This window comes from Paenibacillus marchantiae, assembly GCF_028771845.1.
Lineage (GTDB): Bacteria > Bacillota > Bacilli > Paenibacillales > Paenibacillaceae > Paenibacillus > Paenibacillus marchantiae.
On the sequence record NZ_CP118270.1, the window covers coordinates 3,153,860 to 3,177,915 of the forward strand.

The following is a 24,056-nucleotide window of genomic DNA, read 5'->3' on the forward strand; positions in this document are numbered from 1 at the left end:
TATAACAAGTCGGTGGTCTCCAGACAAATGATGTGGAGGGAGTGCCTGTCATCCAGACAGCGCACTCGCTTTTTTTTACATTTTGCATACATACAAGGCATTTCCCGGTTGAAAGGACAAAGTGAGTGGAGCACCTACATGGAACGTACAACTTAGAACTGGTTATTTTATCTTACATTATTGCAGCGTTGGCTTCTTATGCAGCGCTTGACCTTGCGGGTCGAGTAAGTCTGGCTAAGGGCATGTCCCGAAATGTCTGGCTTACCTGCGGCGCAGTCTCTATGGGTTTGGGAATTTGGTCCATGCATTTTGTGGGCATGCTGGCTTTTGTTCTTCCCATGCATGTGTCGTATTCCACAGGTGAGGTCTTTCTATCCGTTCTGCTTGCAATCATTGCATCTGGTGTTGCGTTAAATATTGCAGGTCAGCAGTCAGGTAAAATAAGCAAACTCCTGATCGCAGGGGTGCTCATGACCGCAGGCATTAGCAGCATGCATTACATCGGAATGGCTGCCATGTCGGTTACCATCACATATGAACCAGGCATAGTGTTGTTATCCATCCTGATCGCAGCTTTAGCTTCATTTGCTGCCTTGTGGCTCATGTTTTTCTTCCGGCAGCATCAGTCACGTTATACATGGGTGTACAAGATGGGCAGCGGACTCATTATGGGGCTGGGCATCTCGGGAATGCATTATACAGGGATGTCAGCTGCACAATTTCATCATGCACATGATGCAATGGCTGGTTCGGGGATGCAGATTGAACCTTCACTTCTCGCATATCTGATCGCTGCGGGTACTTTTATTGCATTGGGGTTAACCTTGTTCGGCATCTTCATTAATCAGCGTCTAACTCAGAAGGATCGCCGGATTCATGAAAATGAACAGTGGTATCAAGCCTTGTACGAAAACCATTCAGATGCCATTATTTCGGTGGATAAGCAAGGGGCTATCAAGGGGATTAATGCTGCAGTCACACGAATTACTGGGTACCAAGAAAGAGAGATTATTCATCATTCTATTGATGAGATTTCAAAGCATGTTGATATTCATTGGGCAAGTGAAATGCAGCATGTGGTGTGGGATGATGATAGCCGTGAACAGCAGCATTTCATGGGCAAAATGAAAAACGTTCAGGGAAATCTTCTTGATCTAAGTATCGCTGTAGTACCTGTACTGATTGATGGTAAACATCAGGGAAGCCATATCCTGATTAAAGACGTCACCGAGGAGAAACAGGCTCAGGAAAGCATCCGCCATCAGGCTCTGCACGATCCGCTGACCGGGCTCCCTAATCGACGCAAGCTGGATGATGTGCTGGAGAGCACGATCGCGACTTCGGGGGCAGCAGGAAGTTCATTTGCGGTTATGGTGATGGATATTGACCGTTTCAAAATGATTAATGACTCTCTGGGACATTCCATTGGAGATGTGTTTCTTCGAGAAGTGAGCAGCAGAATTATGAGTGCAATCCAAGATTCAGACCCCAACGCGACGGATAATGTCATGCTTGCTCGTATGGGGGGCGATGAATTCACACTGGTTGTTACCAATGAGCAGGGGAATGAAGAACGGGTGGCCGAACTGGCCGAACGGATTGTTCGAGCGATTCAGCTACCTTATCGATTAAAGGAAAATGACTTTTACGTTACAGCCAGCATCGGGATCGCAATGTATCCGTATCATGGAACAGGAGCGGATGCGTTGTTGAAGCATGCAGACTCTGCCATGTATGAAGTCAAGAAAAACGGCAAGAACGGTTTTCAGTTTTACACGGCCCAACTGGATTCGGAGCTGTATGAACGAATTGAACTGGAAGGGTATTTGCGCAAGGCACTGGAACGAGATGAGCTGGTCTTGTATTATCAACCCCAGATACGTACAGAAGACAGCCGTATGATCGGCGTGGAGGCTTTGATTCGCTGGAATCATCCAGACAAAGGCGTTCTGTCTCCGAATGTGTTCATTCCACTAGCTGAGGAGACAGGCCTGATCTATGAGATCGGGAACTGGACATTGCGCGAAGCGTGCAGACAGATGAAACTTTGGCATGCCAGTGGCGGTCCACTCATTCCGGTATCCGTTAACTTGTCTAGTCAGCAGTTTCATCAATCCAACCTAGTGAAGCAGGTCAAAAATGCACTCACGGAGACGGGCCTCGATGCCCGCTATCTTGAATTGGAAATTACAGAGAGCATGATGATGGATGCATCCGTATCCACAGGTATTCTGAATGAACTTACAGCGCTTGGAGTCAAAATCAGCCTGGATGATTTCGGGACAGGATATAGCTCGCTGAGTTATTTGAAGCATTTTCCAATTCATAAGTTAAAGATTGACCGTTCCTTCGTGACGGATATTACGGAGAGCCGGAGTGATCAGGCGATTGTGGCCACGATCATATCGATGGCTCAAAATCTGAAGATGGAAGTGATCGCGGAAGGGATCGAGACGAAAGGACAGCTGGATATTCTGATGCAAAATGATTGCCGCGAAATTCAGGGATATTATTTCAGTCGTCCATTGCCGGCAAGCGAAGTGGAGCATGACTTTTTTGTGCCACTGCGGCTGCATGGAACTCCATCGATTCTCTAAGTTCACTGAAATGCCAAGCGGCAAGTCCCCGCCTTATGCCAGGGACTTGCCGCTTTTTTGTGTTCTTATGATAAAAACTTGCGGTGGTGCTTCTTGCCATCATATGTGAACCAGATCGGTTTATCTTCCACCCGTGTTTCCACATGGACGGTACGCCCCCAAAGCCGGTACAGATAAGGCAGGGTCCGTTCCATATATTTCAGATCCAGCTCGATGCCCTCATATTGATGCTTGAGCACGAGTTCTCCTGTGCGCAGGTAATCGGCATCCTGAACGACGAGATACGGAGAACCACCGTTGATGCGTGAAAATACAAGCTGATCCCGTATGTTTTGCCAGGACTTGTCGGTAATTTTCCAGTCCGGGCCCTTTTTCTCGAATACGTAGAGGTCGAGGTCTTCGGTTAATTGCTTGGTCATGTAGTTGCGGATAAATGAGGTATCGGAATCGAATTCGCGTACCTCAAACATTTTGGCACGACCCTGCCCTGGTTGACGCCCAAAACGTTCTCTTTCTTCGCGGGACGGGTTATCCCAGCGACGTTCAATATCTTCGAATATTTTCAGCCCTAAATAGTAGGGATTCAAACTTTGCTTGGATGGCTGCACGACGGAAGAGTTCAGTTTGGCAAATTCAATCGTATCCTCACTGTTCAGGTCCAGCTCCCGTATAATACGTTGATGCCAGTAGGAGGCCCAGCCTTCATTCATAATTTTCGTTTCCATCTGCGGCCAGAAATAGAGCATTTCCTCACGCATCATACTCATAATATCCCGCTGCCAATCGGTCAACACTTCGGAAAATTCCTGGATAAACCACATGACATCCTTTTCCGGTTCTGGTGGGAAGTGATGCACTTGTATTCCCTCCGCAGGTGTTTCCTCGGGCTGGGTATCATCAAGGGACCACAAGTCATCATAGCGACCTTCCGGCTTTGGCGTTTTCTCCCCACGCTGCTCCCGCATTTTCATCTCCATATAACGTTGTTTGTCCAAATGGCGGGGTTTGATCAACTGTGGATCAACATGTTCCTGAATCGCAATAACGGCATCGATGAACGCTTCAACAGCCTCTGTACCATATTCCATCTCATAGTTGCTGATCCGATCAGCCGTCGCGGCCATGCTCTCCACCATATTACGATTCGACTTGGAGAAGCGAGCATTGTTTTTGAAAAAATCGCAGTGAGCCAGCACGTGTGCGACAATCAGCTTGTTCTGGATCAGCGAGTTGCCATCCAGCAGGAAGGCGTAACAAGGGTTGGAATTGATTACGAGCTCATAAATTTTACTGAGTCCAAAATCATATTGCATCTTCATTTTATGAAAAGTTTTCCCGAAGCTCCAGTGACTGAACCGGGTCGGCATACCATACGCTCCAAAGGTATAGATGATATCGGCAGGGCATATTTCATAACGCATCGGATAATAATCCAGGCCGAATCCATCGGCAATCTCCATAATCTCGGCAATGGCGTATTCAAGGTCTCGGATTTCATCTGTCATCTTACGCTACCTCCTTCCCTTTTCTGGAAAAAGCTGCGCAAAGCTTTGTACACTTCGCCTTTTTCTTTGATCACATAATACATGAACTGGTCGATCTTGATATGACGATAGGCGGACATTAGTGTACTGCTGCGGTTGTACTGGTTCACCTCGCCATATCCAAACATGTTGCTGCGCTTCATCAATTCACCAATCAGTTTGACACACCGCTCATTATCTGAGGTCAGGTTATCCCCGTCCGAGAAATGGAAAGGGTAGATATTGTAGCTGGAAGGTGGATAGCGGCTATCAATAATTTCCAGTGCCTTCATATATACAGAGGAGCAGATGGTGCCTCCACTTTCGCCGCGGGTGAAAAATTCCTCCTCGGTCACTTCCTTGGCTTCGGTATGATGGGCAAGGAAAACAATCTCGACCTTCTCATACTGACGGCGGAGGAAACGGGTCATCCAGAAGAAAAAGCTGCGTGCGCAATATTTCTCAAAGGAGCCCATAGACCCGGAAGTGTCCATCATAGCGATAATGACCGCATTGGACTGTGGAATGATTTTGTCTTCCCATGTCTTGTAACGCAGATCATCCGGACTGATATGGTGAATACCCGGATTGCCGGTAGTGGCGTTGCGGCGCAAGTTCTCCAATATGGTGCGTTTCTTGTCAATATTGGACTGCATGCCTTTTTTGCGAATATCGTTGAATACCACTGTATGTGTCTCAATCTGATCCTTGTCTTTTTGCTTCAGATCCGGAAGCTCCAGTTCCGCAAAAAGCATATCTTCCAATTCCTCGATGCTCACCTCGGCTTCAACAATGTCATGCCCGGGCTGATCTCCGGCCTTTTCACCTTTGCCTGGTTTCTTCGAAGCGGGATCACGACCAATGACATCCCCGACCTGACTGTCACCGTCTCCCTGCCCCACATGTTTTTGCTTTTGGTAGTTATACACAAAACGGTACTCATCCAGACTGCGGATTGGTACCTTGATGATTTGTTGTCCATCGGACATAATGATGTTTTCTTCAGTAATCAAATCAGGCAGATTCTGCTTGATGACATCTTTAACCTTTTGCTGATGGCGTTGCTGGTCCTGGTACCCTTTGCGGTGAAGCGACCAATCTTCCCGGGATACGACGAACGAGTAAGGCTGGTGTGAATTTGACATGTAGGCACCCCCCATTGATTACGCGGCACAGTTTGGCCTGTCGGTAATTAAGTATATTCACGGGCGGGGACGATATGTGATGCGTGAGTAGATAAAATGATACAATTACGCAAGTTTGCCTTCCTGGATCAACTAAAATTGTACCGATCGTCCGGAACTTTTTTACAGAAACGATGAACAAGTGTGACGAACTTCCTTTACAATAGGGACAAGGTGTTTACTTGGCATCCCTCAGAGGGATGTGTGCAAAGGAAGGATCCCATTTGAATAAACGGGCAGTTAAGGCATGGATTATGTATGATTGGGCCAACTCGGCCTATGCGACGACGGTACTTGCAGCCGTTCTTCCCGTCTTCTACGCTTCCGTGGCTGCAGCTACACTGGATACAGATACTGCAGCATCATATCTGGCATACACCCATTCCATCGGCATGTTATGTGTAGCGCTGTTAACCCCTTTGCTGGGGACATTAGCGGATTTATCGGGGCGCAAAGGTGATTTTCTGCGAGTATTCTCCATCATTGGTATCGTTGCAACGCTCGGATTCAGCTTCATTGGGGAGGGAGACTGGCTGCTCGCTTCTGCACTGCTGGTCATTTCGACAATCGGTTTTGCGGGTGGTAACACGTTCTATGATGCGATGCTGCCTGATCTGGTATCAGCGGACCGAAGAGATATGGTCTCCTCTAAAGGCTATGCTTATGGTTATATTGGTGGAGGATTGTTGCTTGCGATCAATATGCTCATGATTCAGCAGCCTGGGTGGTTTGGGATGGCGAGCACACTTGCGGGAACAAGACTTGCTTTTATCTCCGTAGAGTTGTGGTGGTTGGTATTTTCCATTCCGTTATTCCGCCATGCACCACGTCGTCCTGCAGCACCGGACATGCCCAAGTCATGGAAAGCATATGCCGGTGTGGGCGTGCGCAGACTTGGCCAAACTTTTCGCCAGATCCGGCGTTTTCCGCAGCTGATGCGCATGCTGGTTGCTTTCTGGTTTTTCAATGATGGCATTAACACGATTATCCTGATGGCAACGATTTATGGAACAAGCATTGGGATCGGGACAGCAGATCTGATGCTTGCTTTGTTACTGACCCAGTTTATCGGATTTCCTTGTACATTGTTGCTGGGGGCATGGGCACAGCGTTGGGGCGCGAAGCAGGTGTTGATGGTAAGCTTGTCCATTTACATATGCATCGTTATCTTAGGATATTTCATGACATCTGCCATCCATTTTTATCTGCTCGCTGGGCTGGTTGGCGTAGTGCAGGGCATAAGTCAATCGACAGCGCGTTCTTTGTTTAGCAATTTGATGCCTGCTGGCAGAACTGGAGAGTATTTTGGATTTGTAAATATTACAGGCAAATTTTCTTCCATTTTTGGGCCGTTTGTATTTGGTTGGGTAGGCCAATTAACAGGGTCAACCCGTTGGGGGATTCTGTCTCTAATTTTCTTTTTCGCTGTGGGGATTGCAGTGCTAGTGACTGTGAAAGTGCAGCAGGGGATGTCGGATGCGATTCAGGCGGATCAGGAAGAAGGGCAGGGCTGGATGCATCATCCCATATCGGGGAAAAGCTCAGAGGCAAGATCGACTGGATGAGTAGTTATTAACGTTTTATAGCTAATGTTCATCATTAATAATAGTAGCTCCGTGGGCCTGTTTATTCGTAAACTGCTCTGGAGCTTTTTCATGTTTATGCAACAGTTATAGATGTTGAGGGTCATAGAATAAGTATAAGTGCTTAAACGACAGAGAACAGAATAGAGTGGATAGAAAGATATTATGAAAAGGTGAAAATAAAAGATTGACATGATACATTTTGTATCATAGAGTAAAAGTATGAATACATATCGTATCTAAAAATTGTCGAAAGTACATCATCCATATTACCTATTCCCAAGTAGGATTATTAGCGGATTTTGATATAAAGAGCTATACCAACTGCATGCTTATTTTAATTTTACAGAGGAGAGGCTGCCATTGGTAGATGTTCATGGTAACGGACTTGTCTTACTACTATGTGTACCTCGCAGTGGAAGTTCGCTATCCACCGTGATGCTGCAAAATCACAGCCGTGTATTTGCCACACAGGAGATGTGGTTTCTGATGAATCTTGTAGATTTGCAGAAGGCTGATTCCCGCCCCTATGGTGGAAGTGCAATTATCCGTCAGTTTTACAGCGCTATGGTATCAGACGAAGGTTTTGAGAAGGCGTGCAGAAGCTTTGCTCTTGAAATCTATAACGGATTTCTGGAGGGGAGTGGGGCAGACTTCATCGTAGATAAATCTCCTCGTTACTATTATATGCTGGAATGGCTTGATCGCCTGTTTCCACAGTCCAAGCGCATTCATCTCCAGCGTAACCCCCTTGCCATAGCTGCTTCCTACAAAAAGGTAAACCGCCATACAGGAGAAGGATTCGAACTGATTGGCAGCTTGCAGAGTCCGAACCTTAATATGAAAGCAGTTGATCTCACACTGGGTATGCTCCGTTTGAACGATTATTTTGCGGACAAACACACGAATGCCTATGAAGTTCAGTACGAACAACTTGTCTCCAACCCTCGGGACGAAATGGAAAAGATATGCGGTTTTCTTGGCATCGGATATGAAGAGGGAATTGAGCAATATGGACGCTTTGTGGACAGTACAAAGTCCAATATGTTCTATAGTATGGGTGTCGGTGATCCATTTCTGTCCTCGCATCAGGAAGCTCATCAAGATTCTGTTAACAACTGGAAAAAAATACTCGATCCACAGGAAGTTGAATTCTATTGCCGAGTGATAGGCGCAGATCTGTTCCATCGGATGGGCTACAGTGAACAGCTCGAAGAAGCCGAGCGATGGACGGGTGTACGTTACGAAGCTGGCCCGGATGAGGAAGTCATATCCAAGCTAACGCGTCAATTCTCCGAAGCAACGGGCAGCAGCTGGCAGCAAGGTTACCGGATGCAGCCTGTAGACCTAGTGAGCAATACTCCAGATGAAAACAGGGATAATCAGGCAGCGAATGAACCCGATGCAATTGACCCGACACTGGCCGCATTGGCAACGATCAGGCAGTTGGAAGCCGCATTACGTGCAGCCGATAATCGGCTGGAGCGAGGGTACAGTGAGCGGGAACGATTGAAGGTACAGCTTGCCTCTGCTCACAGTAAGATTCAGCGTATCAAATCCTTGATTCCGTTTGGTAACCAGATAAGCGCCTGGGCTTCACAGCGCAAGATACTCCGGGGAGGAAAGTCATGAGCGCTATAGCAGGAATTGTTCACACCGATGGTCAGCAAGCGTTGTGGGAGGACAGTTGGCGCCTATATGCCAGTCTAGGCCACGTTCCAGCGGATACAACGGGGGTCTGGAAAGGAAATGAAGCTTTTCTGAGCTGCCACGCCCAGTGGATTACGCCGGAGTCGGTCAGCGAGCAATTGCCCTTATATGATGAAGTGAGCGGTCTGACTATCACGTCGGATGCCATTTTGGATAATCGGGAGCAATTGGCAGACCAACTGTCCATATCAAGAGCGGAGTTAGCAGGATTGTCGGATAGTGAACTGATCCTGCGAGCCTATCTGCGGTGGGATGAACATATGGCAGAGAAACTGCTTGGCGATTTCGCCTTCGCAATCTGGGATGATCGCAAGCGCAGACTCTTCGCTGCCAGAGATATTACGGGCATGAGATCCTTTTATTTTCGGCATGATGGTGAGCGGTTTGCCTTCTGTACCTTAATGAATCCGCTGCTGCAATTGGAAGGTGTACATAAAGAACTGGATGAGATCTGGTTGTCCGAATTTCTTGCCATTCCCGACATGCATGACTCAGCAGATATCCATTCTACCGTCTATCGCGGAGTGAGCCAGCTGCCCCCTGCCCATACGCTTAGCTTCAGGGATGGAAGGCTGGAACAGAAACAATATCATCGCTGGGACGAAGTGGAGCCTTTACGGCTCAAGTCCGATGGGGAATATGTAGAAGCATTCCGCGAGGTATTTGGTCAAGCTGTTGGATCGCGTTTGCGAACGCATCGACAGGTGGCTGCTGCTTTAAGCGGAGGGCTGGATTCCGGAGCTGTGGTTGGATTTGCCTCAGGAACACTGCGGAGACAGGGAAAAACGTTAAATGCGTATAGCTATGTTCCGGTGCCTGACTTCACGGATTATACATCGAAAACACTGTTAGCAGATGAACGACCGTTTATCCAGTCTACGGTTAATCATGTGGGTAATATCACAGAGAATTATCTTGATTTTGCGGGAAGAAGCCCACTTAGTGAAGTGGACACCTGGCTTGATATTATGGAAATGCCTTATAAATACTTTGAGAATTCCTTCTGGATTCGTGGTTTTTATGAAAAAGCGAGCCAGCAGGATGCAGGCATTCTACTGACTGGAGCCCGGGGTAACTTCACGGTCTCCTGGGGACCAGCACTAGATTATTACGCCAGTTTGCTAAAAAGCGGACGCTGGTTCCGGTGGCTACGGGAAATGCAGCAGTACAGTGAACGAACCGGGATGAAGTTCTCACGAATTGCCAAAATTACGGGCCGTAAAGCGTATCCGGAATTGTTTAAATCCATGTCAAAGGGAGCTGCCCAAGCCGCATCGGTGCAATTAATCCATCCGGAGTTTGCTAGAAGAACAGGCGTATTGGATCGGCTCAAATCAATTATCGTTCTGCAAGGTGGTGCGCAGGCAGATGCGCTCAAAGTACGGGCAGAGAAATTCAACAACCTGGCCATTGCGAACAAAAATGGTGCTGTCGCGACCAAATGCTCCCTTCGTTATCGGGCGTGGGAGCGTGATCCTACGAGTGACGCCAGAGTGATTCGTTTCTGTCTGTCTGTACCGATTGAACAATATGTTAATCAAGGAACGGACCGTGCTTTGATTCGGAGGGCTACATCGCCTGAGCTGCCTGACAAAGTGAGGTTAAACCAGCGAGTGCGCGGTGTTCAGCCCGCGGATTGGTTGCACCGCATGATTCCCAATTGGGGTGATTTTACTGCCGAATTGCGTGCGTTATGTTCTGACAGCCGGGTCGCTGGCATATTGAACACAGAGCGAATCAAGTCCGCACTTGCGAATTTTCCAAACCCTCGGCCGGAGCTCGCTTCCCACCCCGACTTGCGGTTGATGATGCATAGCCTGATCGTGTATCGATTCATCCGAAAGTTCTGATGTAGCTAGTGGGCGTAGCGATATGAACCGGGTTACAGGTTCATTAATCAGTTGACTCACGAGAGGAGGTGAACACGATGCAAATGGAAAAAAAGGAATGGCAAGCACCAGCACTGGAAGTATTGGAAGTGAACCAAACGATGGCAGGAGTAGGTTACAGACAGATCGACTGGATCACTGTCCACGATGCTGATCTCTACGATCCAACTTCCTAAGTTGTTTAGTTTTAACATGTGCCATCATACTTAGAAGGGCGGAAAGGGCAATATTCCAACTTTTCGCCTCCGCCCTTATATTGAGCATTACGAATATAAGGGCTTTTTTACTTACATGCAGAATTGCGAAGGAGGAGTCATTCATTGTTGCCTGTGCAGTATAAAGCGTATGGCTTGTCTTGGTTGAGCCAATTCCCAATGCCTGAACTCCAAATCGTACAGAACGATACAGATTCTCTAGCTGCCTATACGGACGTAAACATTGAAATAGCTGATTTGGCGGCACAGTGGGAAGCGTGGGATGTGGGGAGTGATAACTTTGTATCCCGGAATGGCAGTCTTTTTTTTCGGATCGAAGATACAGGTCTGTTTCTCATGGAACAAGGACGCCGTATCGTGGTATCCCCTCAAGTGGGAGCAGATGACAAAAAGGTTAGATTATTTGTGCTGGGCACATGTATGGCCGTCATTATGATGCAGCGCGGCATTCTTCCGCTCCACGGAAGTGCGGTGGTCATTGATGGTTGGGCTTATGCATTTGTTGGACACTCGGGTGCAGGCAAATCCACTTTATCAGCTGCACTTGCCTCACGCGGCTTTCCACTCTTAACGGATGATGTCGTGGCACTGACATGGGATGCAGGAGGAAGAGCAATCGTATCACCGGGTTATCCGCAGCAAAAGTTATGGCAGCCCAGTCTGGACGGATTCGGCATGAAGGAACAGGATTACGCAACGGTTCATGCGGAGATTACGAAATACGCGATACCGGTTCAGCACTATTTTCATGATAGACCTGTTCCGCTTGCGGCTGTGTTTGAACTTGATCCGAAACCGGAAGAGATGCTGAAACCCGTACAGCTGAAGGAAGTTGCCGGATTGGAACGCCTTCACATGCTGTGCTCTCATACATTTCGTAGTGGACTTGTTTCCAGGCAGGGTCTGGCACAATGGCTGTTCGAGACGGTTTCACGGCTGTCCGCCGGTATTGAAGTTTTCAGAATCACGAGGTCAGGCTCTGATTTTACGGCATTTGAGATGGCTGACCGAATTACAGAATATGCGCGCAAAGGAGTGTATACGGGACAATGACAGCAACGAAGCCAATGAATGGGGAAGACCGTGTGTTGCGTAAGGAAGGCAATCTTGTCAGTGACATGGGCGGGGAAAAAGTCATGATGAGCATCCATAACGGAAAGTACTATAATCTGGGCAGCACGGGTGGACGAATCTGGGATCTGATCAGTGAAGAACGAACATTGACCGAATTGGTTGAAGTGTTAGCCTCAGAATATGAGATTGAACTAGACCTATGCCGTGAGCAGGTTATTCAATTTCTTGAGCATCTGACGCATGAAGGATTAATTGACGTTACCCGCGGAGAGTAGAGCCATGTTGCGAAAAATAAAAGCATATCGTTCATTGCCTCGTGAAATTCGTGGATTGGTATGGGAAGCCTATGTCCACCTTGGATGGGCACGAATACTAAAGGCGATGCCTTTTGCCAAGATTGCTCCTGGTCTCGGTACACCGATGTACGAAACACCAATGACGGGACTCATTCGAAGTGATGTGACGACAATACGAAATATTTCTAAAGCTATACTCATTGCCAGCAGGTATACATTATGGGAGAGTCGTTGCCTTGTCATGGCAATTGCAGCGATGAAGATGCTGGAACGCCGCAAAGTGGAGAGTACTCTATATATGGGTACTGCACGGAATAAACAAGGCCAAATGATGGCTCATGCATGGCTGCGCAGTGGGAAACTGATTGTGACCGGAGCAGATACAATGGACCAATATACGGTTGTCGGGGTGTTTGGCAAGCGGTGTCCTGAGAAGGGAGCTGGGGAGATTGTTTACGATTCATGAGTGGGAACAATATACAGCGGATTTTCCGCAGGAGCTTAAGCTGATTTTGAGCATGATTAAAGGCGATCTAACAGCAATAACCCCTGAGGATGCCCAAATACGGATGAAGGACATGGACTGGCAGCTCTTTTTGCAGCTTGCCCATCATCATCGACTGTACTCTGTACTCTATCTGAACATAAAAGAGTTGGATTCAGCGCTTATTCCCGCTTTTGTAGTGGAAAACCTGAAGCAGCAATATACAGTCAATACGTTCCGCATGTTACATCTGACAGCCGAAATGGAGCAGGTGTGTGGTGCTTTTCGTGAACGAGGCATTCGGAATATTACGCTCAAAGGGCCCGCGCTGGCACATGATTTATACGGAGATATTTCATTGCGGACCTCTAAAGATCTGGACATTCTCATTCCCTTTGATGATGTGGAGTCTGCGGAAGAGATCCTTGAATCGCTTGGTTATGAATCAAAGGAAGGCAAGAGAACACCAACTGTTGCCAGCTGGAAATGGCGGGAACATCATATCTGTTACAAACACCCTGTAAAAAGAACCCAAGTCGAAATCCATTGGCGGCTTAACCCGGATTCCGGAAGAGAAACCGATTTTGAATTACTGTGGAAACGCAGTCGATTCAGCACCTATACCCATACGCCTGTCCGTATGCTGGAAAGGGAGGATCTGTGGGCATATTTGGTGACGCACGGCGCAAGACACGGGTGGTTCAGAATGCGCTGGTTACTGGATATCGACCAGATGATTCGCAATATGCCACTGGATGTCAAAAAAGTGGAGCGACGCCTGAAAGCAGAAGGCAGATTATCTATCGGTTCACAAGCTCTTCATCTGGCTTCGGTATTAATGGACACCCCTTTGGATGCCAATTATCTTGCTTTGTTGTCTGCTCACGAACGTGCGGGAGAGAAATTAGCCAGACGCGGCGTAGTGTTCATGAATGAGATGATTGAGAGCCCGGCAGATGTAAAGAGTTATCGTTCCTATCTGTTCGCACTGCGAAGCACAAGGCAGAAGCTGTTTTTCTTTATCGAACGTTTGTATCCGAGTACCTGGGATGTAGACCAACTACCACTTCCGCGTTCACTGCATTTTTTGTATTTTCCGTTACGTCCGTTTCTCTGGTTCTGGCGGCGAATCAAAAGGAACACGATGACGGAGAGGGGATAACGTATGATTTCGGAATTACAATTCTTTATGCGGAAACTGCATCGTGTAACGGGCCCAGTGTTATATTGGAACCTGCTGGGCATGATCTGCATCAGTCTGATGGAAGGAATAGGCATTTATATGCTCGTTCCGATGTTAAGTCTTATTGGTATTTTTGAAATGGGTTCAACAGGTCTGCACTTACCCTGGATATCTGAATTTTTAAATCGTTTTCCGGAAAATGGCCGGTTGCTGCTTGTATTGTTGACCTTTGTTCTCATTGTCTCTGGACAGGCGTGGCTACAACGTCTTCAGACGATTCGCAACACTCGAATTCAGCAGCAATTTGTTCGAACGCTGCGCATGGAAACCTATCGTGCCATCATTATGGCGCAGTGGTCTTTTTTTCTCCAAAAACGAAAATCCGATTTTAATCATATATTAACGACCGAACTCGCCCGTGTCAGTCAGGGAACGAATATTATGCTGCAAATGGCTGCTTCCTTGATCTTCACCGGCATTCAAATCGGCCTGGCCTTCTGGTTGTCTGCCAAGTTAACTACCCTTGTCTTGGTCTGCGGATTGGTGCTGTTTATTGTATTGAGAAAATTCGTGAAACGAGCAAAACAGATTGGGGATCAGACGTCGGAATATTCCCAGAGCTATTATAACGGCATTACAGAGCACTTTAACGGAATCAAGGACATTAAAAGCAATATGCTTGAAAAATCACATATTAGCTGGTTTGAACGTATGTGTGGGCGGATTGAACGTAATGTGATTCAGTTCAGCCAGTTGAACAGTGGCACACAATTGATTCATCGAATATCGGCGGCTGTCATTATTGCTGCTTTTATCTATTTATCCCTGCATGTGCTCGCTGTGCCTCCGGCAAGTTTGTTGCTCATCATTCTGATCTTTTCACGGTTGTGGCCACGATTTACATCCATTCAATCCAATCTGGAGTATATGAGTTCGATGCTGCCCGCGTTTCAGATTGTCAGAGAGTTACAGACAGAGACCGAGAAAAGCCGTGAGATTAGCGAAAAAACGGGTAATGCTAGTGAACCATATGATGAGGAGTCAACGATTCCCGGTCCTCGTTCGGTTAGAATGAAGGCCCAGGCCAAGCTGAATGAGCAGCAGAAAGATGGCAATATGCTACCTATTGAACCCCTGGTACTTAAGGAGTCCATCGAGTGTCAGCAAGTGAATTATCGCTACGAAGGCAGCGATACCTACTCGTTATTCGAAGCGTATGCATCCATCCCTGCGAGAGGTATGACAGCCATTGTAGGCAAGTCTGGAGCCGGGAAGAGCACGATGATTGATTTGATTATGGGACTCATACGTCCGGAGAGTGGTCAGATTTTGGTGGATGGGGTGCCGTTAACCGAGAATCGATTGTTAGCCTGGAGAAGTTCAATCGGTTATGTCTCTCAGGACCCTTTTCTGTTCCATACGAGTATTCGTGAAAATTTGCGTCTGGTAGATCCAAATGCCAGTGAGGAACAGATGTGGCAAGCACTACAGTTTTCTTCGTCTGCAGCGTTTGTCAGCAAACTTCCCCAAGGACTGGATACCATTATCGGTGATCGGGGCATCCGCCTGTCCGGCGGTGAACGTCAGCGTTTGGTGCTTGCCCGCGCCATGCTTCGGAACCCTTCTGTACTGGTATTGGATGAGGCGACGAGTGCGCTGGATAGTGAGAATGAACAGCACATTCATGAGGCTCTCGAGCGCCTGAAAGGGCATGTGACGGTTATTGTTATCGCCCACCGACTATCCACTATTCGAACAGCAGATCGAGTGATTGTATTGGATGAGGGCCGGGTTATCCAACAAGGGGGTTATCAGCAATTGTCTACTGATCCGGTAGGCACGTTCAGCAAACTGTTAAACATGCAGGCAGGTGTCGTGGGGCAATGAGTCTCTCGGTAAATCCGGAAATGAATAAAGCAAAAAGGCGCGCCATTAGAGGCAGCGCCTTTGATCTATGTGTAGTAGGGAAGTAATTCAATCTGATTGCCATTTGCATTTAGTGAACGATGGCATTACTAACAGGTTGCGGCAGCTGAAAAGCACCAACACGTTCCAGATGCTGCACAATTTCATGCACGGCCTCTTCGATGGACAGCTCTTCGGTATCAATAATCAGTGTAGGATCTTCTGGAATATCATAAGGGGCAGAAATCCCTGTGAAATGTGGAATAGCGCCGCTGCGGGCCTTTTTGTAAAGCCCCTTCGGATCACGGCGTTCGCACTCTTCGATCGAACAACGAACATAAATTTCAATGAAATCATCCGCTTCAAAGAGCTGTTTAACCATATTCCGGTCTTGTGCATCTGGCGAGATAAAGGCGGAAAGAACAAATAACCCGGCATCTACCATTAGCTTGGATACTTCACCAATCCGGCGGAGATTTTCTTGCCGATCCTCGGCCGTGAACCCAAGATCCCGATTCAGTCCATGACGTACGTTATCCCCATCAAGTACGTAACAATGAACCCCTTTTTCGTACAGATACTGCTCGAGGGCAAATGCAAGCGAGGATTTTCCTGCACCGGATAAGCCGGTGAACCATAAGGCACGACTGCGATGACCGTTATGTTTTTCCCTGTCCTGCCTGTTTAAGCTGGATTGCTGCCAAGTAATATTACGCTCTTCCTTTGACATGAATATCCGCCTCTTCCTACTTATGACATGTATAATATTTTAACATATTTACAAGATTATAGCACCTTCTGAATTTGGCGGAATTTAGCGTGAATCAACGACAATTCGGGTATAGATGTAGTACATACATAGCAGGAGGAAGACCAACATGAACAATAACATACAGGTATATTTTCAGTGCGCGGATTGCGATCAGGATATTCGGGCAATCTTTGCTCAAGAGCAGGTGAGTGCGGTTCGCTGTTCAGAGTGTGGTAGAGCATACACATTAATGAAGCCTACCATTGGTGACGAGATTTTACTTGATTGGGAGCAGGAGGCTCTATATCATAAATTGCGCGCAGATCGCTCTGAGCATGATAATCATAATATGTCTGCCCTGATTATTAAAGTAATTGAGCTGCTAACCTGGCGGGATAGTGGTGATGGTCAGACACGTGCAATAGAGATGGTTAGAGAATGGTTGGCTTCCAGTGGAAAACCTCAGACCTTACTTGAATTGTTTCATCATCCCGAGCGAGACAATAAACGGTTTTGAACGGAGAAATGAGAACCGGGGCTCCATGGTGTGTAAGTATGTGATGCGATCTGTAATCGAAATTTACATACATTAGCTGTTCCTGTGGCATATTACCTGAAGGTGTTCGTGATAGGAAACGACAAACCGAATTTTTCAGGAACAGGAGCGGATAGCAATGAAGCGAATGGTTCTTTACATGCTGCTGGCTGTATTGACGTTCGGTACATTACCGGCACATACTGAAGCATCGCCAATAAATGGAGCTTATCATTTTGGCTTCAAAAAGAGCCAAAACGGCCAGTTGCCTTCCATTGATCAGGAAGGATTTAAGGAGATATTGCAGCATAATGATGCCATTTTCCTGGGGGATACAAAACAGAAAGAGCTGTATCTTACGTTTGATAACGGTTATGAAAATGGGTTTACGCCAGCTATATTGGATGTTCTGCGCGACAAAAAGGTGCCAGCTGCTTTTTTTGTCACCGGACATTATCTGAAAGACCAGCCTGAATTGGTGAAGCGAATGTCGGCTGAAGGCCATATTGTGGGTAACCACTCCTGGAGCCATCCCGATATGACCCGAGTTTCCAATGAAAAAATAAGAACAGAGCTTGATCAGGTACGTTCTGAGATCAATCGGTTAACTGGACAGCAAGCGACCTTCTTGCGGCCACCACGTGGCATTTTTAACAACCGGACGCTTGCAGAGAGCCACGCCCAAGGTTACGTTAATGTGTTTTGGTCCGTTGCCTATAAAGATTGGGATACCAAAGTGCAACGTGGGACAGAGTATGCACGTCAGCAAGTCTTGAAACAGCTTCATCCGGGAGCAGTCATTCTGCTTCACTCTGTGTCGAAGGATAACACAGAGGCGCTAGCCTCCATCATTGATGAGGCACGTAAGCAAGGATATGCGTTCAAAAGTTTGAATGACCTGAAAACAAAAAGTTATTAATGTTACATGTTTACAATAGAAAAAGGGCATCCTGAGCTACGATAGCTTGGGATGCCCTTTCTGGCTTGGTCTTTAATGGTTTCAGCAGACATGATTCTAATCATTAAGGAAACATGCTGTGTGATGAGAGGCCTTTTATAAAACCGTGTTGTAAATGATACCGATCGTTTTGGGACCACAATGACTACATATAACGCAACCAGCCGTAGTTAATTCCACTCGTGCTCCAGTCTGCTCCTGCAGAGACTTTTGCAAATCAAGCGCGTCTTCCTCGGCCATGGTATGCACGACGATAACGAGATCGCGATCGATCTGTTCCTTATGGTTAAGTGTGTTTTGCAGCATTTGTTCCAGCGCCTTTTCCCGTTTGCCACGGACTTTGTAGGCAGGAGACATCTTGCCATCGGCTACCCGAATGACGGGGCGAATTTTCAGCAGACTGCCAATCAGGTTTTGCATGCCCGAGCAGCGTCCACCTTTATACAGATACTCCAACGTATCGATGACAAACTCAGTTCGCACATTTGGCTTGATGGCTTCAACGAGATGTGTAATCTCCGTCAGGCTTTGCCCTTTTTCTGCTGCATGAACTGCCTTCATCACCAGCAGGGCAATTCCGGAAGAAAGATTCAGAGAATCCACGACAGAGATGCGACCTTCCGGGAACTCGGAACTGGCCAATCTTGCATTTTGGTAAGTTGACGAAAGTTCAGAGGACAAGCTGATATATAAGATATCATACCCTTGTTCTATGTAAGGTTGAAATGCCGTCATGAAATCAGCAGGTGAAGGTGCTGCTGTTTTGGGCAGACGCCCATCCCTGCTTACACGTTCATAGAGCTGCTCCGGCTTAATTTCAGCACCGTCCTTCAGTGATTCCTCACCGAACACGACATATAAAGGGATGATACCGATATCGTGCTGCTGGATCCATGCTGGGGCCAGATCACTTGTGCTGTCCGTGAAAATTTTGATTCGTGACATGTCAATCTCCTTTGGATACGAAAATTTGGCAATAGAATGGATCAAATGGATCATGTTGAGATGAATCAGTGTTATTTCATTATCATTTTTGAAGAATGAATGTAAAGCGGATATACGCTTCTACATCATATAGATACCTGCAATAATAAGCCCTGCAAACGCCAGGATCATGGCTCCACTGAGAATGGTTCCAATAATAGCAAAGACTTTTTTTCGATTTTTGAGAATAAGCCCAATCACGCCGAGAATGATTCCGGCCAGATTAAGAATCAGACAAACTAGAACAGCCAGAGAAGCCAGGGCAACTGCTGGATGTAATGCAATCTCCTCCACTTGGATCGGTGTGGTTACAACGCCAATTGAACTATTTATAGCCATTGTGGCAATAAAAAAAGTCAGCATGTAACCAATGATTGAGACCAATCCAATCACAAAACTTGCAATACCAGGCCCGGAATGTTTCAATCGACCCATGGATGGATCTTCAAGGGCGGAGGGGGAAGGTGTAAACAGGTTGTCATGATTGGGATCTGAATAATTCGTGCCGTAACCGGATTGATAACGATTATTGTTATTCTGGTTATTTTGATTATCCATAAATGGTTTATCCCTCCCTTAATCGTGGTCATGAGTGTAATTAACCTAATCCGGGTATTATGATTCTCATCAAGAGAATGAAGGCATTCCTTTTTACTTTTCCATAAAAATCGATAAAAATCAAGGTTTAACGCCAGTTTTCGTCGATTTTGAGGCAAAAGCGCAACAAAGTATATATAACCAGACATATAAATGCCTTCCGCATCGGAGCTGGCTGGTAAACACTGCAAGGATTCGCTAAAATAATAGTTGAGAGATGAATTAAGGGAGAGAAGTTAAATGCAACGGAAATGGATGATGCTTGGTGCTGTACTGACAATGCTTTCGGTAGCTATTGGTGCGTTTGGTGCACATATGCTCAAGGGAAAAATTGGTGCAGACGCCATAGCCGTGTATGAAACCGGAGTGCAGTACCACATGATACATGCAATCGCACTGCTGATTATTGGTCTTACAGCGGGTCAACTTGGACCGTCCACCAAGCTCAAGTGGGCAGCACGCCTGCTATTTATCGGAATTATCATATTCTCGGGTAGTCTGTATGTACTGAGTATTTCAGGTATTAAAATATTGGGAGCCATCACCCCAATTGGCGGGGTAGCCTTTATTGTCGGATGGTTGTTATTAGCAATAGACGTCTGGCAGCGGGGAAAAGATCGCTCATGATGATTTACAATGGATGGGCATAGTTATGGACAACTTACGATGTACCAGTTCATTGTTACATGAATGAATACCTAAAAAAGCAACTTGCCTGGGAAATGTTATGGAATTCCCCCGTAAGTTGCTTTTTGTTTGAATGCTCATTGAGTTAGAGAAACTCATCAATTTCATTGGTTCGGAACGTATACACTTGTTTTTCATCCACATGGTAGACGCTTACAATGCTGGTATCCCGATCAAAATTCAAGATTCGGCATGGAATGCTCTGATGCCGGCCGTTCTTGTTGTTCACAACGATCCGAGTAAGACGGTTTTCTTTGATAAGGGTATCAATCCATACATCGAATGAATTTCCGTTGGTAGTGTTGGATGCTTCGGTTGAAGGAGCTTTCTGGGAAGCAGGTGTTTCGATTTCACTTTGTGGTTTAACTGGAACGGTTGAAGCCGTCGCTTGATTTGGTGAAGAGTTCTTCTGTCTTGCATTGGATTGTGATTTTTTTCTTTCTTTATGAAGAAAGGCGAATGAGTCCTTTTTGGACTGCAGAGTCACTTCAATAATTTTGCCAAGCTCTATGCCGGATTGAATCCGGAAGTCTGCAATTTGTTCCTCTTTGTTTATAAACTCCAACAGGGACTGCAGTGCCAATGCATTCGAGCGGCTCTTAATAAGAATATCGACATTGAATAAAAAGCCGATTTCTTCTTCGTTGGATAAGGTTTCTTTCATTGATCCCAGCCCCGTTAAAAGATATGTCAGCAAAAACATGCTTCAATACACTATATCATTAAAAAGGCAATAATCATAGTGCTGGAGACATAGAAAATGAGCAACCACTTAGGCGAAATCAAGTAAAACCATATGCATTTCCAATCCTTTTCCGCAGGTGTCCACACCGCTATCCAGAATGAGGCATACAATTATCGTGACCTGTGGAAGAGGAGGTGTATCGGGAAATTATGGTGACGATGGAGCCGATTGTGGTTGGAGAACATGTTCTGGTCGGGGTAGAAGTGAAGTTGCCCAAAACGACATTACTGACGATTAATACATCCAAAGGATATATCATGTGCGGAGCACTCGATGTGGGATTACTTAATGAGAAGCTTGGGGATCGCAAAATTATTGCAGCTCGGGCGGTTGGCGTGCGCACATTGGAACAGCTGCTGCATGCACCTATGGAGTCGGTGACAACGGAAGCCGAAGCTATGGGCATTACGGTTGGCATGACGGGTGTAGAAGCATTGCTCAAGATGATCTAATCCCTGAATAATCAACAATTAAAGAGAGGGCTCCCCTACTGGGAAGTCCTCTCTTTAATTTACATGTACAAATCCTATATCAAACGATAAAACATGTTTCCACTAATTAAGCTTCATCCTTGGCGAACAAGGCAGCTAGATTCTCTTTGAAAGGAGCGCGAACGACGCCTTTTTCCGTAATAATGGCTGTTACATATTCGTTAGGTGTGACGTCAAACGCTGGGTTGAATACTTTCACACCTTGCGGTGCTGTACGTTTGCCAAATCCTTCGGTTACTTCCTCCGCAGCACGTTCCTCAATCGGAATGAGGTCTCCGGATGGCGTAGACAGGTCAATGGTGGACAGTGGGCTGGCTACATAGAATGGAATGTTGTGCGCTTTGGCAAGGACCGCTACGCTGTATGTTCCGATTTTGTTAGCTACATCCCCATTGGCAGCGACGCGGTCTGTACCCACGATAACTGCCTGAATCCAGCCTTTGGACATGACCATGCCTGCCATGTTGTCGCAGATCAGAGTAACGTCAATGCCCGCTTGCTGAAGCTCGAAGGCCGTAAGGCGTGCACCCTGAAGGACAGGGCGAGTTTCGTCTGCGAATACTTTCAGATTGATGCCACGCTCGTGAGCGAGGTACATCGGTGCAGTCGCCGTTCCGTATTTTGCGGTTGCAAGTCCGCCTGCATTACAGTGTGTGAGCACACCCATACCGTCTGCGAACAAAGGAAGAGCATTTTCACCGATAAGACGGCAGACTTCTTCGTCTTCTTTTTGAATCAAAAGTGCTTCCGCTTCAAGGGCAGCATTGCTATCTTCGATGCTTGCACCGGATTCAGCGAGGTCACTGGCTTTTTGCATCATACGATCCAACGCCCAGAACAAGTTCACAGCCGTTGGACGGGAAGTGGCAAGATGAGCACAGATGGATTTTACATGATCCAACCAGCCTTGTACGGCAAGTCCGTCATATGCCTTGGCACCGAGCACGACGCCAAATGCAGCAGCGATCCCGATCGCGGGAGCACCGCGTACTTTCATCGAGTGGATGGATTCCCATACTTCCTCGGGTGTATACAGTTTCAGCATCAAAATCGTTTCAGGCAGCAGACGCTGGTCAAGCATTTCAAGCTTGTCCTGTTTCCATATAAGGGAGGACAGAGGCTGATGTTCAGGGGTTGTCATGGATGTTCCTCCGTTCCTTGAGTTAAGCTGTATGCATTCTTTGAGTCAGGCTTTAATAGAAGTAACCGCAGTAGCTACTGTATCTAGAAGTTCACCAATGGTGTTCAGATTGCGATTACGCTTGATGAGTGCTTTACCGATCGCCAGCGCTTTGCGCTGAGCACGTTCACGTTGTGTCGCATCTTCAATCGTATCGATATCTGCGACATGCGCGAGTCCAACAATACGACGGACCATTTTTGCGCCAGCAAAGCCAGCAGAGTCTCTGAATAATTGTTGTACATAAAGATCTTCATATCCAGGTGCTTTGGCCATAGGATCAACCAGATCGGAATTCCACAGACCACGGAAGCGGGATTCGAATTCAGTCCATACGTCACGAACCATATCCAGCAAAATCGTTTCACGCTCATGAAGAGCCTTTTGATCCTGAATTCGACCTGGCAGCGACGCGTAGTGGAGAAGCAGATTGGCAAGCACGGCTCCTACATCAAATCCCATTGGGCCGAAATAGGCAAATTCGGGATCAATGACTTTCGTGGATTCAGGTGTGACAAAAATACTGCCTGTATGCAAATCACCATGAAGTAGAGCTTGACCATGGGTGAGAAATTTCTCGCGCAGCAAGGCTACTTCAAGATGAAGTTCTCCATCTGTACGAAGTGCTTCCGCTTCATCTTCAATGGAAGCCTCATAATTATTTTTCTCCGCAATGCGATACGGTTCATCAAAGATCAGATCTTCGGTTATTTTACATTGATCCGGATTGACGAATCTGCCCTGTTTCTCTTTCTTCAATTGCTGGTTCATGCCAAGATCTGACGTGAAAAACAATGTTCTTGCCATGAACTCCCCAATATGTTGTGCAAAAAGAGGATATGTTCCGCCATCGATGAGGCCTTTACGCATAATCACATGATCGCTCAAATCTTCCATCACGGTTAAGGCGAGATCATCATCATAATGGTACACTTCCGGCACCATTCCCGGACATAGACGATACTCTTCCTGTAGGATTTCCCGTTCAATTCTGGCACGTACCAGAGACAATGGCCATGATTCTCCGACCACTTTCGCATAAGGAAGAGCCTGTTTGATAATGATACTTTTATCGGAGTTCTGATCCGTGATATGGAAGACCAAATTCAGATTGCCGTCACCGATCTCACGACATTCCAGATTCGCATCTGCCGCAAACGGACCCGGTAAAGTTTTGGCCAGTTCGATTGCATCCTGGGGTGTAAAAGGGTGATATTGGGACAAGAATGCCACCTCCATATATATGAAGAAACAGGAAAACCCACTTCTTTGCTTGGTATATGTCAGTATATCGGAAATAACTGTGATTTTGTACCCTTTTTTTGAGACAGCCCATACTGGACTTGTTTCGAACTTCCGGTGTACGGGTAAAAACAAATAGGCCGGACGGTTGACAGAAATACCGCCGACAAGGCTCCCCACCACTGGGTGGTGCCGAAATGTTAAATCTCTGTCATTTACGGCAGGATAACCTGCTTTTAGTGA

At 46.7% G+C, this 24,056-nt stretch carries 22 protein-coding genes; 14 read left to right on the plus strand and 8 right to left on the minus strand.

The genetic code is table 11. The features are described from left to right. Positions 1–125: 125 nt before the first annotated feature. Positions 126–2,597 carry an EAL domain-containing protein gene (locus PTQ21_RS14560; RefSeq protein WP_274570330.1) on the plus strand — a complete coding sequence of 824 codons (2,472 nt, stop codon included), beginning with the start codon at positions 126–128 and terminating at the stop codon, positions 2,595–2,597. Positions 2,598–2,662: 65 nt separating this feature from the next. On the opposite strand, the gene PTQ21_RS14565 is transcribed toward PTQ21_RS14560, so the two are convergent. Both PTQ21_RS14565 and yhbH read right to left on the minus strand, forming a co-directional pair. Then, positions 2,663–4,102 carry a SpoVR family protein gene (locus PTQ21_RS14565; protein WP_063564267.1) on the minus strand — a complete coding sequence of 480 codons (1,440 nt, stop codon included), beginning with the start codon at positions 4,100–4,102 and terminating at the stop codon, positions 2,663–2,665. Then, entirely contained in the window at positions 4,099–5,265 is a 1,167-nt protein-coding gene (gene yhbH, locus PTQ21_RS14570; RefSeq protein WP_053780501.1) for a sporulation protein YhbH, read from the minus strand. Before yhbH ends, PTQ21_RS14565 begins: the two co-directional genes overlap by 4 nt. 263 nt (positions 5,266–5,528) lie before the next feature. On the opposite strand from yhbH, the gene PTQ21_RS14575 reads away from it, so the two are divergent. From PTQ21_RS14575 to PTQ21_RS14615, 9 genes are all read left to right on the plus strand, one after another. Further along, the gene (locus PTQ21_RS14575) at positions 5,529–6,869 is read left to right on the plus strand and encodes an MFS transporter (RefSeq protein WP_274570331.1); all 1,341 of its coding nucleotides are present in this window, start codon (positions 5,529–5,531) and stop codon (positions 6,867–6,869) included. Between the two features lie 381 nt (positions 6,870–7,250). Then, positions 7,251–8,519 carry a sulfotransferase family protein gene (locus PTQ21_RS14580; protein ID WP_274570332.1) on the plus strand — a complete coding sequence of 423 codons (1,269 nt, stop codon included), beginning with the start codon at positions 7,251–7,253 and terminating at the stop codon, positions 8,517–8,519. Next, on the plus strand, positions 8,516–10,447 hold the full coding sequence (locus tag PTQ21_RS14585) for an asparagine synthase-related protein (RefSeq protein ID WP_274570333.1): 1,932 nt from the start codon (positions 8,516–8,518) through the stop codon (positions 10,445–10,447). The genes PTQ21_RS14580 and PTQ21_RS14585 overlap by 4 nt, the downstream gene beginning before the upstream one ends. 77 nt (positions 10,448–10,524) lie before the next feature. After that, complete coding sequence (locus PTQ21_RS14590) at positions 10,525–10,662, plus strand: paeninodin family lasso peptide (protein WP_175383968.1); 138 nt, start codon at positions 10,525–10,527, stop codon at positions 10,660–10,662. Positions 10,663–10,806: 144 nt separating this feature from the next. Then, complete coding sequence (locus tag PTQ21_RS14595; protein WP_274570334.1) at positions 10,807–11,754, plus strand: aldolase; 948 nt, start codon at positions 10,807–10,809, stop codon at positions 11,752–11,754. Further along, positions 11,751–12,050, plus strand: a complete 300-nt coding sequence (locus PTQ21_RS14600) for a lasso peptide biosynthesis PqqD family chaperone (RefSeq protein ID WP_269054983.1) — start codon at positions 11,751–11,753, stop codon at positions 12,048–12,050. The genes PTQ21_RS14595 and PTQ21_RS14600 overlap by 4 nt, the downstream gene beginning before the upstream one ends. A gap of 4 nt (positions 12,051–12,054) precedes the next feature. After that, the gene (locus tag PTQ21_RS14605; RefSeq protein ID WP_269054984.1) at positions 12,055–12,537 is read left to right on the plus strand and encodes a lasso peptide biosynthesis B2 protein; all 483 of its coding nucleotides are present in this window, start codon (positions 12,055–12,057) and stop codon (positions 12,535–12,537) included. Then, entirely contained in the window at positions 12,521–13,717 is a 1,197-nt protein-coding gene (locus PTQ21_RS14610; RefSeq protein ID WP_269054985.1) for a nucleotidyltransferase domain-containing protein, read from the plus strand. The genes PTQ21_RS14605 and PTQ21_RS14610 overlap by 17 nt, the downstream gene beginning before the upstream one ends. Positions 13,718–13,723: 6 nt before the next feature. Continuing rightward, positions 13,724–15,625: an ABC transporter ATP-binding protein gene (locus PTQ21_RS14615; RefSeq protein WP_371121668.1), complete on the plus strand. Its 1,902-nt coding sequence runs from the start codon at positions 13,724–13,726 to the stop codon at positions 15,623–15,625. A gap of 109 nt (positions 15,626–15,734) precedes the next feature. Here the strand turns inward: PTQ21_RS14615 and cysC are convergent, their stop codons facing one another. Then, positions 15,735–16,373 carry an adenylyl-sulfate kinase gene (cysC, locus tag PTQ21_RS14620; protein ID WP_063564275.1) on the minus strand — a complete coding sequence of 213 codons (639 nt, stop codon included), beginning with the start codon at positions 16,371–16,373 and terminating at the stop codon, positions 15,735–15,737. Between the two features lie 148 nt (positions 16,374–16,521). On the opposite strand from cysC, the gene PTQ21_RS14625 reads away from it, so the two are divergent. Next, entirely contained in the window at positions 16,522–16,911 is a 390-nt protein-coding gene (locus PTQ21_RS14625; protein ID WP_274570335.1) for a hypothetical protein, read from the plus strand. A 157-nt stretch (positions 16,912–17,068) separates the two neighbouring features. Beyond that, positions 17,069–17,848, plus strand: coding sequence for a delta-lactam-biosynthetic de-N-acetylase (pdaA, locus tag PTQ21_RS14630; RefSeq protein ID WP_072734009.1), 780 nt, complete (start codon positions 17,069–17,071; stop codon positions 17,846–17,848). 135 nt (positions 17,849–17,983) lie between these two features. Here pdaA and PTQ21_RS14635 read toward each other — a convergent pair whose 3' ends face one another. After that, on the minus strand, positions 17,984–18,832 hold the full coding sequence (locus PTQ21_RS14635) for a DegV family protein (protein ID WP_063564278.1): 849 nt from the start codon (positions 18,830–18,832) through the stop codon (positions 17,984–17,986). Between the two features lie 120 nt (positions 18,833–18,952). Next, the gene (locus PTQ21_RS14640) at positions 18,953–19,429 is read right to left on the minus strand and encodes a hypothetical protein (RefSeq protein WP_274570336.1); all 477 of its coding nucleotides are present in this window, start codon (positions 19,427–19,429) and stop codon (positions 18,953–18,955) included. A gap of 279 nt (positions 19,430–19,708) precedes the next feature. Here PTQ21_RS14640 and PTQ21_RS14645 point away from each other — a divergent pair, with 279 nt between their 5' ends. Further along, positions 19,709–20,095, plus strand: coding sequence for a DUF423 domain-containing protein (locus PTQ21_RS14645; protein ID WP_274570337.1), 387 nt, complete (start codon positions 19,709–19,711; stop codon positions 20,093–20,095). Positions 20,096–20,240: 145 nt separating this feature from the next. On the opposite strand, the gene PTQ21_RS14650 is transcribed toward PTQ21_RS14645, so the two are convergent. After that, on the minus strand, positions 20,241–20,819 hold the full coding sequence (locus PTQ21_RS14650; RefSeq protein WP_053780514.1) for a hypothetical protein: 579 nt from the start codon (positions 20,817–20,819) through the stop codon (positions 20,241–20,243). 230 nt (positions 20,820–21,049) lie between these two features. Here PTQ21_RS14650 and PTQ21_RS14655 point away from each other — a divergent pair, with 230 nt between their 5' ends. Further along, complete coding sequence (locus tag PTQ21_RS14655; protein WP_017689545.1) at positions 21,050–21,352, plus strand: YunC family protein; 303 nt, start codon at positions 21,050–21,052, stop codon at positions 21,350–21,352. Positions 21,353–21,458: 106 nt separating this feature from the next. Here the strand turns inward: PTQ21_RS14655 and mtnA are convergent, their stop codons facing one another. After that, positions 21,459–22,532: an S-methyl-5-thioribose-1-phosphate isomerase gene (mtnA, locus tag PTQ21_RS14660; RefSeq protein WP_099854766.1), complete on the minus strand. Its 1,074-nt coding sequence runs from the start codon at positions 22,530–22,532 to the stop codon at positions 21,459–21,461. 45 nt (positions 22,533–22,577) lie between these two features. Next, positions 22,578–23,795, minus strand: coding sequence for an S-methyl-5-thioribose kinase (gene mtnK / locus PTQ21_RS14665; RefSeq protein WP_090808711.1), 1,218 nt, complete (start codon positions 23,793–23,795; stop codon positions 22,578–22,580). Positions 23,796–24,056 lie beyond the last annotated feature (261 nt).

Bases quoted from the DNA above. Each gene is read 5' to 3' on its own strand.
- yhbH (WP_053780501.1), bottom strand. From the start codon at position 5,265: ATGTCAAATTCACACCAGCCTTACTCGTTCGTCGTATCCCGGGAAGAT.
- cysC (WP_063564275.1), bottom strand. From the start codon at position 16,373: ATGTCAAAGGAAGAGCGTAATATTACTTGGCAGCAATCCAGCTTAAAC.
- PTQ21_RS14645 (WP_274570337.1), top strand. From the start codon at position 19,709: ATGCAACGGAAATGGATGATGCTTGGTGCTGTACTGACAATGCTTTCG.
- PTQ21_RS14565 (WP_063564267.1), bottom strand. From the start codon at position 4,102: ATGACAGATGAAATCCGAGACCTTGAATACGCCATTGCCGAGATTATG.
- PTQ21_RS14590 (WP_175383968.1), top strand. From the start codon at position 10,525: ATGCAAATGGAAAAAAAGGAATGGCAAGCACCAGCACTGGAAGTATTG.
- PTQ21_RS14625 (WP_274570335.1), top strand. From the start codon at position 16,522: ATGAACAATAACATACAGGTATATTTTCAGTGCGCGGATTGCGATCAG.
- PTQ21_RS14605 (WP_269054984.1), top strand. From the start codon at position 12,055: ATGTTGCGAAAAATAAAAGCATATCGTTCATTGCCTCGTGAAATTCGT.
- PTQ21_RS14635 (WP_063564278.1), bottom strand. From the start codon at position 18,832: ATGTCACGAATCAAAATTTTCACGGACAGCACAAGTGATCTGGCCCCA.
- pdaA (WP_072734009.1), top strand. From the start codon at position 17,069: ATGAAGCGAATGGTTCTTTACATGCTGCTGGCTGTATTGACGTTCGGT.
- mtnA (WP_099854766.1), bottom strand. From the start codon at position 22,532: ATGACAACCCCTGAACATCAGCCTCTGTCCTCCCTTATATGGAAACAG.
- PTQ21_RS14650 (WP_053780514.1), bottom strand. From the start codon at position 20,819: ATGAAAGAAACCTTATCCAACGAAGAAGAAATCGGCTTTTTATTCAAT.
- PTQ21_RS14640 (WP_274570336.1), bottom strand. From the start codon at position 19,429: ATGGATAATCAAAATAACCAGAATAACAATAATCGTTATCAATCCGGT.
- PTQ21_RS14585 (WP_274570333.1), top strand. From the start codon at position 8,516: ATGAGCGCTATAGCAGGAATTGTTCACACCGATGGTCAGCAAGCGTTG.
- PTQ21_RS14655 (WP_017689545.1), top strand. From the start codon at position 21,050: ATGGTGACGATGGAGCCGATTGTGGTTGGAGAACATGTTCTGGTCGGG.
- PTQ21_RS14600 (WP_269054983.1), top strand. From the start codon at position 11,751: ATGACAGCAACGAAGCCAATGAATGGGGAAGACCGTGTGTTGCGTAAG.